The following is a 12,462-nucleotide window of genomic DNA, read 5'->3' on the forward strand; positions in this document are numbered from 1 at the left end:
AGGATATTGGAGTGAGCATCCCATGACGGACTTGGAGGCCCAGAAGGACGAGGGCCAGTGGAAACACCGGGGCGAGAAGTACGATCGCTTGATCGCCGAGACTGAGCAAGTGCCGGTCATCGGCACCGTCGTAGTCCACCCCTGCGACAGCTCGGCCCTGGCAGGTGCTCTAGACGCTGCCAAGGCCGAGATCATCGAGCCGATCCTCGTCGGTCCAAGGCAGAAGATCGAAACAGTCGCCGCTGAGCACGATCTGGACATCTCGACCTGCGAGATCGTCGACGCGCCCCACAGCCACGCGGCCGCCGAGCGCGGTGTCGAACTCGTGCGTGAGGGGCGCGGCGAGGTCCTGATGAAGGGCAGCCTTCACACCGACGAACTGATGCGTGCGGTGCTCAGCAGCTCGGCCGGGCTTCGGACCGAGCGGCGCGTGTCTCACGTTTTCGCCATGGACGTGCCGACCTATCCAAAGCCGCTGTTCATAACCGACGGAGCGGTCAACATCTTTCCCGATCTCGCGGCCAAGGTTGATATCGTCCAGAACGCGATCGACATGGCCATCGGGCTGAACGTGGAGGAGCCAAAAGTCGCGATCCTTTCGGCGATGGAGACCGTAAATCCCAAGGTCCCCTCGACCGTCGAGGCGGCCGCCCTCTGCAAGATGGCGGAGCGGGGACAGATCACCGGCGGATTGCTCGACGGCCCGCTTGCGCTCGACAACGCGATCAGCCTCGAAGCCGCCCGGGTCAAGCAGATCAAGTCGCCCGTGGCAGGCCAGGCCGACATCTTGGTTGCGCCCGACCTGGAGGCCGGCAACATGCTGGCGAAAAACCTGACCTTCTTGTCGGGGGCCTACGCCGCCGGCATCGTGCTTGGAGCCCGAGTGCCGATCGTGCTGACCAGCCGAGCCGACTCCCTGCAGACCCGCATGGCGTCCTGTGCCGTGGCCGCGCTCTACGCCCTGGCCTTGCGTGCAAAGAAGCCAGTCTCGGTCTGAACATGTCGGAGACGATCCTCGTCCTCAACGCCGGCTCGTCGAGCATCAAGTTCCAGCTTTTCGCGATCGGCGGGGGGACGCCGTCGCGCCTTTTCAAGGGTCAGATAGAGGGTATTGGTGCGAAGCCGCGCCTGACGGCGAAGGATGCCGAGGGCGCAGCGCTCGTCGAGACCGCCTTCGAGCCCTCCGAAGTCGCCAACCTGCCGAGCGCGCTGGCGATCCTGCGGGACTGGCTGGAAGAACGGCTGGCCGGCAACCTGCCGGTTGCCATCGGCCATCGCGTTGTGCACGGGGGGCCGAGCTTCGACCAAGCGGTGCTGATCGATGACGCGGTCCTTGCAGAGCTTGAGCACTTTGTCTCACTGGCGCCCCTGCATCAGCCCAATAACCTGGCGCCGATTAAGGCGATCCGAGAGCTCCTTCCGGACATCCTGCAGGTGGCGTGCTTCGATACGGCCTTTCACCGCAATCACGGGGAGCTGGCGGATCGTTTTGCGCTTCCCGGCCGCTTCTACGACATGGGGATTCGGCGCTACGGCTTCCACGGCCTGTCATACGAATACATCGCGGGTGTGCTACCGGAAGTGGCGCCGCAGATCGCCCGCGGCCGCGTGATCGCCGCCCACCTGGGAAGCGGCGCGTCGCTCTGCGCCATCGACCGAGGGCGGAGCGTTGACAGCACGATGGGCTTCACCGCTCTCGACGGGCTTCCTATGGGCACGCGACCGGGTCAGCTCGACCCGGGGGTCGTTCTTTTCCTGATCTCGCACGAAGGCATGAGCCCGCAGGAGGTGGAGCGATTGCTCTACCACGATTGCGGTCTCAAGGGCTTGTCTGGGGTCAGCAACGATGTCCGCGACCTGCTCGCCAGCGAAGAGCCCGGTGCCCGCTTGGCCCTCGACTACTTCGCTTTTCGTGTCGCCAAGGAGGTGGGCGCCTTGACCTCGGTGCTCGGCGGCATCGACGCGCTGATCTTCACCGCCGGAGTCGGCGAGAACGCCCCGGAGGTACGCCGCGACATCTGCGAGCGTTTAGCCTGGCTGGGGATCTCTGTAGACGATGAGGCCAATCGGCAGAACGCTGCGCAAATCAGTCGAAAAGGCACGCGCCCCTTGGTCTATGTCGTTCCGACCGACGAAGAGCGGATGATCGCAACTCACGCGTTGCGTATCGTCGGCGCCGGCGTCGATGCTTGATTGACGAGGTTTGATTATGCCCCAGCGAAAACAAGATCAGATGTTCACACCGGAAGCCCTCACGCTGGAAGGCAAGAAGGGGCTGATCCTCGGGATCGCGAATGACCAGTCAATCGCCTATGGTTGCGCCAAGGCCTTCAAGGTCTTCGGGGCCGAGGACCTCGCCATCACCTACCTGAACGAAAAGGCGAAGCCCTATGTCCAGCCGCTTGCTGAGGAACTCGAGGCCGGGATCTTTATGCCGCTCGACGCTCGTGTCGACGGCCAAATGGAAGAGGTATTTGGGGAGATCGAGCACCGCTGGGGGCGGCTTGACTTCGCCTTGCACTCGATTGCCTTCGCACCGAAGGAGGACCTGCAAGGCCGGCTGACCGACACCTCGCGCGACGGCTTTCTGCTCGCCATGGACGTATCCTGCCATTCCTTCATCCGGATGGCGCGCCTGGCCGAGCCGCTCATGACGAACGGGGGCGCCCTCTTCACCATGAGCTACTACGGCGCCGACAAGGTGATCGAGAACTACAACCTGATGGGACCGGTCAAATCCGCGCTGGAATCGGCGACGCGATATCTGGCCTGGGAACTCGGACGCAAGGGCATTCGGGTTCTCGCGATCTCTCCGGGCCCGCTGAAAACGCGCGCGGCCTCGGGCATTAAGGACTTCGACGAGTTCCTGGACCGCGCTACGGCCGAGGCGCCGGCCGGCCGATTGGTCACGATCGAGGATGTCGGGGTCGCCTGTGCGGGTCTTGCCACCGACGCCTCAAAACTGATCACCGGCAAGACCGTCTATATCGACGGCGGGCTGCACATCATGGGGTGAGGCGAGAAGCCCGCCCCAGGCCGAGATTCGCCAGACAGCGTCCGTGTTGATCCCGAGCCGTCGGGCCAGACAAAGACCTCAAATATATCCTGTTAATCAAAATACTAACAGAGAATCTTCAGGTGAGACTTGAAGATTACCGTGGCGCGGCGCGGCCGTTCATCCGACGGTGACCATAGCGTGGCAAAATGCTGTCCTCACTTGGCAGCAGGATTTGAGCGCGCCAATAATCCTGCCCAATCCGACCGGCAGCGACTCATACCGGTTGGCGCGAGGTAGCAGAGGGGTCCAACCCAGATGACCGTTTTCAATCGCTTCTGCCGGGCCTTGGCAATGCCCTTGGCGCTCGTCATCCTCTTCGTTTCCCTGCCGGCCAATCTGGCTCAAGCCGCGATGGTCTCCACCGATCAGGTCCTGGCTGAGAGCGAGACCGAGTCGGACCGGGCGCGCGTGCTCGCTTTCCTGGCTCGCGAGGACGTGCGGCAGCAGATCACAGCCCTGGGAGTCGATCCCGACGAAGCGACCCGGCGGGTCCAGGGCCTCTCCGATGTCGAGATCGCGAAGATCGTCGATCAGATGGACCAAGAGCCGGCCGGCCAGGGGATCGTGGTCATCCTTGTGGCGACGATCCTTATCATCTTCTTGATCTTCATCATCACGGACCTGGTCGGCGCCACCGACATATTCCCCTTTATCAATCCGATCTGACGGCCTTGACCGCACCCTGGGTGGAGACCGCAGGTCGCCGGGCGTGCTATCTTTCACCCCGAGACCCGATCACGCAGGTCGCTGCGAGGTTACTTGGACAGGTCTTTGCTTCCGGGATTTGCGCCATCGTCGCTATGTGTCGACGTCGAGTGTGCCGGGCCGCCCTGTGCCGTAAGGATCCGGCGTCTCGCGTCTCGGTTGACAGGCCTGATCCTGGCTGTGGGGCTTGCCGCCTGCACTGCGACGCAAAGCGAGCGGCTGCGGGAACAGCCGGGCGATCTGCCGGCGCGTGCAGAGGTCGCCGAGGTGCCGTTTTTCCCGCAGGAACGCTACTACTGTGGCCCGGCGGCCCTGGCCATGGTTCTTGCCTGGTCCGGCTCACCGGTCACGGCGCAGGACCTGGTGCCGCAGGTCTACACGCCCGGGCGGGAAGGTACGCTGCGCAGCGACATCCTGGGCGGCGCACGCCGCAACGGCCGCCTTGCGGTCGAGACCCGACGCCTGGAGGCTTTGCTCGCCGAGCTGGCGGCTGGGCATCCGGTTCTGGTCTTCCAGAATCTGGGGCTCGATCTCCTGCCGCAGTGGCACTTCGCCGTTGCGATCGGCTACGACCTGACCGAAGGGACCATCACCCTGCATTCGGGAACCGAGGCCAGGCGCAGGTTCGACCTGGCGACCTTCGAGCGGACCTGGCGGCGGGGTGACTTCTGGGCGCTGACAGTCCTGGCCCCCGATCGCCTGCCGGCCACGGCGAGGCAACGTGAGGTGGTCGAAGCGGCCGCCGGGCTCGAGCGAGCCGGGCGCCTTTCAGAGGCCGAAACCGCCTATGCGGCGGTCCTGGAGCGCTGGCCGGAAAGCCATGCCGCCCTCATGGGGCTCGGCAACACCCGCTATGCGTCAAAGAACGCTGCCGGCGCGGAGACCGCCTTTCGGCGTGCGATCGAGCTGCGTCCCGACGCGGCGGCGGCTTGGAACAACCTGGCCTACGCCTTGAAGGCGCTCGGCCGCCGGACGGAAGCAATCTCGGCCGCGGAGCGGGCGGTGGCATTGGGCGGCACGCAGACGACGCGCTATCGGGAAAGCCTTCGGGAGATCCTTGACGACAAGCCTTGAGACGCCGTGCTTCAGAAGGGGCGGCAAACCCCGAGAAGCGGCGCCTTGGTGGGTCAGACAGCCTCGCTCATCCGGCGCGGGCTCGCGGCGGGGGGCCACTCCGGCAGGGCCTCGATGACTTTCGGAAGGCTCGGTCCCTCTGCCAAGAGGTTCTGTCCATAGAGCGGGCAGCAATAGGAAAGGACGTAGGTACCGTCCAAGCGGCGCAGCTTGAAAACCGTGTCTCCCTCTGGCTCGCTCAAAATCTCGGCATAGGAGTCGCCGCCCTCGCTCCGGAGGTAAGCTAGGTGACCGGCGATGCCGCGGCTGAGGCGCCGACGGCAGATCGTCTCGAGGGCATCAATGTCCTCTGGCGAAAGGCCGTTCGTATCCAGGGTTGTCAGGACCGTTACTGCGGTCATGTCACCTCCGTCGTGAATTCGTTCCGCATCAAAGTTTTGTGACGGACACCATTATAGGTTGCAAATTCTGGCAAAGGAAGATGTTAAAGCTGTGTCGTTGTCTGCCCGCGGAATCGAGGCGGTGACACGAGGGTCTGTGCCAACGAAATCCAGCTTTTCCGGTGCCCTGATCACCATGCTAGAAATCTGCAACACTCAATAATCTTAGTAAATTAGTAATTCCCCTAGGGGTGGTAACCTTTGGTTAACAGCCGGTCCGCGGCCATTCTTGTCCTTTCGGTGACAGACAGTTACCCAAAAGAGACTCCACCTTTCGCTTGCGCTCACGTAGCATCCGCGCCGGGGTCAGACTTGCCGACTGTGCCGGCGGGTAGGGCGCCTTCATGCAGCCGGCTCAGATCGGCCAAGGCAAGAAACGCAGGCAGGGGTGCCGTGCCTGGAGCAGGGAAGGACTTGGACGCCAAACCCACGTCATACGGCGGCGATGCGATCGTACGTTTCGAGCGCGTGCAGAAGAGCTATGACGGCACTCTGCTCGTGGTCAAGGATCTCAACCTGGAGGTCCGGAGGGGCGAGTTTCTGACCCTTCTGGGGCCTTCGGGGTCGGGCAAGACCACGGTCCTGATGATGCTGGCAGGCTTCGAGACGGCAACCTATGGCGCCATCTCCCTGAACGGCGAGCCGATCAACAACGTGCCGCCGCATAAACGCGGAATCGGCATGGTGTTCCAGAACTACGCCCTGTTTCCTCACATGACGGTTGCCGAGAATCTCGCCTTTCCGCTGGAGGTGCGGCGGCTGCCCAAAAGCGGGATCGAGGAGAAGGTCCGACGTGCCCTGGAAATGGTGCGCCTGGGCGGTTTCGAGCATCGGCGACCCGGGCAGCTGTCCGGCGGCCAGCAGCAGCGCGTGGCCGTCGCCCGCGCCCTGGTCTTCGAACCCGATCTGGTTCTGATGGACGAGCCACTGGGGGCTTTGGACAAGAACCTCCGCGAAGAGATGCAGTACGAGATCAAGCACATCCACGAGAACCTGGGGGTCAGCATCGTCTACGTCACCCACGACCAGTCGGAGGCGCTGACCATGTCGAACCGAATCGCCGTCTTCAACGACGGCCGGATCCAGCAGCTGGCCGCCCCGGACGATCTCTACGAGCGTCCAGAGAACGCCTTCGTCGCCCAGTTCATCGGCGAGAACAACCGTTTGAGTGGCCAGGTCAGCCGGCTCAACGGGACGTCCTGCGCGGTAGATCTCGACGACGGCGGCGGCCGGGTCCAGGCCCTGGCGGTCAAGGTCGCCGGCGAGCAGGCCCGCACCACCTTGTCGCTGCGCCCCGAACGGGTCGCCATCAATCCAGAGGACGGCGCCTTTCCGAACGTCTTCGAGGCCCGCGTGCAGGAGCTGATCTATCTGGGCGATCACATCCGGACCCGGGTCAGCCTCTGCGGCAAGGACGACTTCATCATCAAGGTTCCCAACGCCCAAGGCCATGCCATGCTGCGCGAAGGCGAGCAGGTGCGCGTCGGCTGGGCGCTGGAGGACTGCAGGGCGCTTGATGCCTAGAAGCGAAGGAGCGTGCCTGCAAACGCGCTGTCCCGGGACCGGGGACGACGAAGGCGCGGAGAGGGACTTGGGGGAGAGCGAAGGGGCCATCACGACCCGGCCCCGGTATCAGACTGGGAGTTTGCGACACATGAAACGTGATCTGAAGAAATCCTGCTTGGCCATCGCCGGCGCCTCGGCTTTGGGGGTTTGGACCGCCATGCCGGCGCTTGCGGCGGACAGCTTGACCGTCGTGTCCTGGGGCGGCGCCTACACGAAGAGCCAGGTGGAGGCCTACCACAAGCCCTATACCGAGAAGACCGGCATCAAGATTCTGTCGGAGAACTACAACGGCGGCTTGGCCGAGATCAAAGCCCAGGTCGAGGCCGGCAACGTCAACTGGGACCTAGTCGATCTTGAGCTGGCGGACGTGGTTCGTGGCTGCGACGAGGGCCTGCTCGAGACTCTGGACTTGGATGCCCTCCCGGCCGCGCCGGACGGCAAGGCGGCGCGCGACGACTTCATCGCCGGTACGCTGCACGAGTGTGGGGTCGCGACCATCATCTGGTCGACGATCTACGCTTACGACGACACCAAGTTCTCTGGCGGCAAGCCGACCACCCTGGCCGACTTCTTCGATACGGGGAAGTTTCCGGGCAAGCGCGGCATGCGCAAGACGCCCAAGGTCAACCTAGAGTTTGCCCTGATGGCCGACGGCGTGCCCTCGAACAAGGTCTACGAGGTGTTGGCGACCCCGGAAGGCGTCGATCGGGCCTTCGCCAAGCTCGACACCATCAAGGACGATGTCATCTGGTGGGAGGCCGGCGCCCAGCCGCCGCAGCTTCTGGCCGACGGCGAAGTCGCCATGACCACGGCCTACAATGGCCGGATCTTCAACGCCCAGGCGCAGGAGAACAAGCCCTTCGTCATCGTCTGGGACGGCCAGGTTTGGGACATCGACCTCTGGGGCATTCCCAAAGGCGCCAAAAACAAGGACGCGGCCATGGAGTTCATCAAGTTCTCCACCGACACCCAGCGCCTCGCCGATCAGGCCGCCTGGATCTCCTACGGTCCGGCGCGGCAGTCGTCGATCCCGCTGATCGGCAACCACGCCGACGCGGGTGTACCGATGGCTCCGCACATGCCGACGGCGCCGGAGAACTTCCGGACCGCGGTGCAGAACGACTTCGAGTTCTGGGCCGATTACCAGGACGAGTTGAACGAGCGCTTCAACGCCTGGCTGGCGAGGTAGTAGCAAACGGGCGGGGCGGGTCGGGAGGCCCGCCCCGACGCTCTTGGCGCCCTGACGCGCGGACAGGGCAGCGGATGGCGGGAGCGGAACGCGCATGGTGGACATCGCAGGGAGCACCCAGTCGACGGCGGCCATGACGACCGCGGACGGGCGGCCGCTGGCACTGGCCCTGCGCCATGCTGAACGGATCAAGCGATGGAAGGCGCTGTTCCTAGTTCTGCCGCTCTTGCTCTTCCTCGGCGCGACCTTCCTGTATCCCATCGCGCTGATGCTGTTCCGCTCGGTCGAGAACCCGGTGGTCGCGGAAAATCTGCCGCGGACCCTCGAGGCGCTCGAGGCCTGGGACGGCAAGGACCTGCCCGACGAAGAGGTCTTCGCCGCCCTGGCGGTGGACCTTGGCGAGGCGAGGAAGAACAAGACCTTCGGCCGCCTGGCGACCCGGGTCAATCAGGAGCTGAGCGGCACGCGGACCATGATCATGCGCACGGCCCGGCGGGTCGCGCGCTTCGAGGCGCCCTTCAAGGACGCGATCACTGAAGCTCACCCCGGTTGGTCACGGCTCTCGACCTGGGCCGCGATCAAGCGCCTCGGTGACCGCTACACGCCGATCCAGTACCTGGCCGCCGTGGACCTGGGCTACGACGTGCAAGGCGACATCGTCGCCCAGCCCGAAAACCGGCAGATCTACCGCAACCTCTTCCTGCGCACCTTTTGGATGAGCGTGGCGGTCACCCTGGCCTGCCTGGCGCTCGGCTATCCGATCGCCTACCTGCTGGCCTCGCTGCCGGCTCGCTATGCCAACCTGCTGATGATCCTGGTCCTGCTGCCCTTCTGGACCTCGCTGCTGGTCCGCACGACCTCCTGGATCGTGCTGCTCCAGACCCAGGGCGTGCTCAACGATCTGCTGGTCTGGCTGGGCATCATCGGCGACGACCAGCGCATCCAGATGATCTTCAACGCCCAGGGTACCGTGGTCGCCATGACCCAGATCCTACTGCCCTTCATGATCCTGCCGCTCTACAGCGTCATGAAGACCATTCCCGAGAGCTACATGCGGGCCGCTCAGTCGCTGGGCGCCCCGCGGTTCTACGCTTACTGGCGGGTCTATCTGCCGAACACCCTGCCGGGCATCGGGGCGGGCTGCCTGCTCGTCTTCATCCTGGCCATCGGCTACTACATCACACCCGCCCTGGTCGGCGGCGAGGACGGCCAGATGATCTCCAACCTCATCGCCTTCCACATGCAGAAAAGCCTGAATTGGAGTCTGGCGGCCGCCCTGGGCGGCATCCTCCTGGTCGGCGTGATCGCGCTCTACTGGCTCTACAACCGGCTGGTCGGCGTCGAGCGGCTCAAGCTGGGGTAGGCGCACATGATCTCCCTGCCGCCTCATGCCGGTCCGCTCGAGCGCATCTGGCACTACCTTTTCCTGCTGATCTGCGTGCTGGTTTTCGGTTTCCTGATCGCGCCGCTGCTGGTCATCCTGCCCCTGTCCTTCAACGCCGAACCCTACTTCACCTTCACCGAGGGGATGCTGTCGTTGGATCCCGAGGCCTATTCGCTGCGGTGGTACGAGGCCCTCTTCGACACCAACCCGAACCGGGAAAACAAATGGCTGGAGGCGATCCCCAACTCGCTTTGGATCGCGCTCTGCTCGACCTTGCTGGCGACGGTTCTCGGGACCTTGGCGGCCCTGGGCCTGAGCCGTGCGGAGATGCCTTTTCGCAATCTGATCATGGGGCTACTGATCTCGCCCATGATCGTGCCGCTGATCATCACGGCGGCCGGCATCTTCTTCTTCTACGCAAGCCTAAACGAGTACCTGCAACTGACCGGTTCCTTTGTCGGAATCGTCCTGGCGCACACGGTCCTGGGGACGCCCTTCGTGGTCATCACGGTGACCGCGACCCTGATCGGCTTCGATCAGTCCCTGGTGCGCGCCGGCCTGATGTGCGGGGCGACCCCGACCCGCGTCTTCTTCAAGGTCGTGCTGCCCCTGATCCTGCCCGGCGTGATCTCCGGCGCGCTCTTCGCCTTCGTCACCTCCTTCGACGAGATCGTGGTGGTGCTCTTCGTCGGCAGCGTCGAGTACCAGACCATCCCGCGGCAGATGTGGGCCGGCATCCGCGAGGAGATCAGCCCGATCATCCTGGCGGTGGCGACTCTGCTGATCTGCGTTTCCACCCTCCTGATGATCGCGGTCGAGGTGCTGCGGCGCTACAACGAGCGGCAGCGCGGCGTCACGCCGAGCTGAACGGCCGGAGGGATCTGCGGCAGTCAGCGCTGCTGCCGGCGCCAGCGTTCGACCACGGCGTCGATGAAGGCGCTGTCGCCCTTGTCGATCTTCCAGGTGTGGGAGAAGGGCGCGGTCCCGCTGAGCGGCCGGTATTCCCGCGGCAGCTCGTCGAAGCAGATCCGCACCGGCACCGGCACGCCCTCGCCGACCGCGATCGCCTCCGCGGTGCCGAGCAGCGGCAGGAAGTGCATCAGGCCCTCGGCGGATTCCGACAGGGTGCTGCGCACGAAATCCTGGTCCCTGCTGTTGCTCATCCTGAGCGCGAAGATCGTGTTGCACTGGGACAGGATGTCGGTGTCCAGCTCGGAGGGCCGCTGGGTGATGACGCAGAGCGAGACCCCGTACTTCCGGCCCTCCTTGGCGATCCGCGACAGGGCGCGCTTGGTCGGCTCAAAGCCCAGCGTGGGGTTCTGCGGCGCGTAGCGGTGCGCCTCCTCGCAGACGAAGAGGATCGGCAGGGCCCGATCGCTCCAGATCGCAAAGTCGAAGGTCATGCGGCAGAGCACCGAGACCACCACGTTCAGGATCTCGGAAGGCACGCCGGACAGGTCGATGATGGTGATCGGGCGGCCCTGCACCGGGATCCGGAAGATCCGCGAGATGATCTGCGACATGTTGTCGCGCAGGGCGACCGAGCCGAACATGAAGGAGAAGCGTGAGTCGGCCTGCAGCGCCTTGAGGCGGGCCTTGAGCCGCATGTACGGACCGAGGTCCTCGGGCTTCTCGAGCTTGCCGATGATCTCGTCGATCAGCTGGATCAGGTAGTTGAAGCGGTAGGGCACCGGCGTGTCGGCAGTGACGTAGCGGTGGTCCTCGGCGTCGCCCAGGAACTGCCGCTTGGCGATCGGAATCAGCTCGTTGAGGATCGAGGCCTCGATTGCGTCGGGGCTGCTCTTGCGGCCCAGGACGACCTCGACGAACTCCTCGAAGTTGAACAGCCAGAAGGGCAGCTCCAGGGTGCCCGGATCGATCAGTTCGGCCATCTCGCCGAAGGCGCGGTGGTATTCGTTATGCGGGTCCAGCAGTACCACGTGTCCGTTCTGATGCTCCTGCAGGATCTGGCGCAGAATCAGGGCGACGGCGCAGGACTTGCCCGAGCCGGTCGTGCCGAGCATCGCGAAATGCTTGCCCAGCAGGTCGTCGACCGCGACACAGGCGGGCAGGCGCCGGTCCTGGTGAATGGAGCCGACCCGGACCTTGCTGGCGTCGGGGCTGGCAAAGACGATCCCGAGATCCTCCATATTGGCGTGGAAGACGCTGTCGCCGAGGGAGGGAAAGGTGGTGACGCCGCGCTGGAAGCCGAGGCGGCGGCCGCGCTCGTTGATCTGGGTCTCGCCGAGGAGCTCCAGTTCGACGACCCGGACTTCCGGCTGCGTGGGATCCTGGGATGGCACCGGGACCGAGAGCGCCGCGACCAGGCCGAAGACCACGCTGCGGTCCGTGCGCATGGTCACCAGCTTGCCGATCTCCAGGCCGCAGGACTGCTCCCGGCCGTCGGCGCCGTCACCTTCCAGCAAGGCCACCGCCTGGGAGCCGGAGACCGAGACCACCCGTCCAACCCTGATATCCGGCGCCGCGGCCGGCTGCGGTTGCGCGCCGCCTGGAGCGCTCTGCGCGGCAGGCGTGCCACTGCCGGCTGCAACGCTGGCCCTGGGCCCACTCGCCGGTGGCGCAGTCGGGCTTCCGACTGGACCGCCGGACCCCGAAGCCTTGGCTTCGGGTTCGGCGCGCGCAAGCGACGAGGCCATCTCGCTCGCCGCGGCCTGCAGCCTGGCATAGCGGGCGTGCGGTTCGTTGGGCGCCGCGCCCCCCGACCCGTTCTGCGGGGCGCTCGGCAGTGTCGTTCCCGGATTCTGGGCCGGGACGGCGGTCCTCTCCGGCGCCTGGGGCGCCGGGGTCCCGGCGGCGGCCGGCGGTGCTTTCGCAGCGGGCGTGGCAGCGGCCGGCGGGCCTAGCACGGCGGATCCCGGGTAGGTGCTGGGCACGCCGGGAGATGATGCTGGAGGATCGGAGGCCGTGATGCCGCCCGGCGTGGCGGTTTGGCTGGAACCCGCGGCACGAGCGGGATCCGGCATCCCATCTTGAGGAACGCTTGTCTCGTTTTGGTCTGCCGCCAGGGGTGGGGGCGGTGTCTTGG

The 12,462-nt window shown here is 65.0% G+C and carries 10 protein-coding genes and 1 pseudogene; 9 read left to right on the forward strand and 2 right to left on the reverse strand.

Annotated elements, in window-relative coordinates; translation table 11 throughout:
- Positions 1–67 precede the first annotated feature (67 nt).
- The 5 genes and pseudogenes from QNJ30_00800 (at position 68) to QNJ30_00820 (ending at position 4,837) form a co-directional block, all read left to right on the forward strand.
- Positions 68–997: pseudogene (locus tag QNJ30_00800) on the forward strand (phosphate acetyltransferase).
- A gap of 2 nt (positions 998–999) precedes the next feature.
- Positions 1,000–2,193 (forward strand): acetate/propionate family kinase, encoded by a 1,194-nt coding sequence (locus QNJ30_00805; GenBank protein ID MDJ0941975.1) that lies wholly within the window; start codon positions 1,000–1,002, stop codon positions 2,191–2,193.
- A 40-nt stretch (positions 2,194–2,233) separates the two neighbouring features.
- Positions 2,234–3,016: an enoyl-ACP reductase FabI gene (gene fabI / locus QNJ30_00810; GenBank protein ID MDJ0941976.1), complete on the forward strand. Its 783-nt coding sequence runs from the start codon at positions 2,234–2,236 to the stop codon at positions 3,014–3,016.
- A gap of 297 nt (positions 3,017–3,313) precedes the next feature.
- Complete coding sequence (locus tag QNJ30_00815; protein MDJ0941977.1) at positions 3,314–3,724, forward strand: PA2779 family protein; 411 nt, start codon at positions 3,314–3,316, stop codon at positions 3,722–3,724.
- A gap of 198 nt (positions 3,725–3,922) precedes the next feature.
- Entirely contained in the window at positions 3,923–4,837 is a 915-nt protein-coding gene (locus tag QNJ30_00820) for a PA2778 family cysteine peptidase (GenBank protein MDJ0941978.1), read from the forward strand.
- Between the two features lie 53 nt (positions 4,838–4,890).
- Here QNJ30_00820 and QNJ30_00825 read toward each other — a convergent pair whose 3' ends face one another.
- On the reverse strand, positions 4,891–5,238 hold the full coding sequence (locus QNJ30_00825; protein ID MDJ0941979.1) for a hypothetical protein: 348 nt from the start codon (positions 5,236–5,238) through the stop codon (positions 4,891–4,893).
- 453 nt (positions 5,239–5,691) lie between these two features.
- On the opposite strand from QNJ30_00825, the gene QNJ30_00830 reads away from it, so the two are divergent.
- From QNJ30_00830 to QNJ30_00845, 4 genes are all read left to right on the forward strand, one after another.
- Positions 5,692–6,801, forward strand: coding sequence for an ABC transporter ATP-binding protein (locus QNJ30_00830; GenBank protein ID MDJ0941980.1), 1,110 nt, complete (start codon positions 5,692–5,694; stop codon positions 6,799–6,801).
- A 130-nt stretch (positions 6,802–6,931) separates the two neighbouring features.
- The gene (locus QNJ30_00835; protein ID MDJ0941981.1) at positions 6,932–8,032 is read left to right on the forward strand and encodes an ABC transporter substrate-binding protein; all 1,101 of its coding nucleotides are present in this window, start codon (positions 6,932–6,934) and stop codon (positions 8,030–8,032) included.
- Positions 8,033–8,126: 94 nt separating this feature from the next.
- The gene (locus QNJ30_00840; GenBank protein ID MDJ0941982.1) at positions 8,127–9,395 is read left to right on the forward strand and encodes an ABC transporter permease; all 1,269 of its coding nucleotides are present in this window, start codon (positions 8,127–8,129) and stop codon (positions 9,393–9,395) included.
- A 6-nt stretch (positions 9,396–9,401) separates the two neighbouring features.
- Positions 9,402–10,283 carry an ABC transporter permease gene (locus tag QNJ30_00845; GenBank protein MDJ0941983.1) on the forward strand — a complete coding sequence of 294 codons (882 nt, stop codon included), beginning with the start codon at positions 9,402–9,404 and terminating at the stop codon, positions 10,281–10,283.
- A 23-nt stretch (positions 10,284–10,306) separates the two neighbouring features.
- Here the strand turns inward: QNJ30_00845 and QNJ30_00850 are convergent, their stop codons facing one another.
- The gene (locus QNJ30_00850; GenBank protein MDJ0941984.1) at positions 10,307–11,875 is read right to left on the reverse strand and encodes a DUF87 domain-containing protein; all 1,569 of its coding nucleotides are present in this window, start codon (positions 11,873–11,875) and stop codon (positions 10,307–10,309) included.
- Between the last annotated feature and the right edge of the window lie 587 nt (positions 11,876–12,462).

It is taken from the genome of Kiloniellales bacterium, assembly GCA_030066685.1.
In the GTDB taxonomy this organism is placed as follows: Bacteria; Pseudomonadota; Alphaproteobacteria; order Kiloniellales; family JAKSBE01; genus JAKSBE01.

Bases quoted from the DNA above. Each gene is read 5' to 3' on its own strand.
- QNJ30_00815 (MDJ0941977.1), top strand. From the start codon at position 3,314: ATGACCGTTTTCAATCGCTTCTGCCGGGCCTTGGCAATGCCCTTGGCG.
- fabI (MDJ0941976.1), top strand. From the start codon at position 2,234: ATGTTCACACCGGAAGCCCTCACGCTGGAAGGCAAGAAGGGGCTGATC.
- QNJ30_00840 (MDJ0941982.1), top strand. From the start codon at position 8,127: ATGGTGGACATCGCAGGGAGCACCCAGTCGACGGCGGCCATGACGACC.
- QNJ30_00825 (MDJ0941979.1), bottom strand. From the start codon at position 5,238: ATGACCGCAGTAACGGTCCTGACAACCCTGGATACGAACGGCCTTTCG.
- QNJ30_00845 (MDJ0941983.1), top strand. From the start codon at position 9,402: ATGATCTCCCTGCCGCCTCATGCCGGTCCGCTCGAGCGCATCTGGCAC.
- QNJ30_00835 (MDJ0941981.1), top strand. From the start codon at position 6,932: ATGAAACGTGATCTGAAGAAATCCTGCTTGGCCATCGCCGGCGCCTCG.
- QNJ30_00805 (MDJ0941975.1), top strand. From the start codon at position 1,000: ATGTCGGAGACGATCCTCGTCCTCAACGCCGGCTCGTCGAGCATCAAG.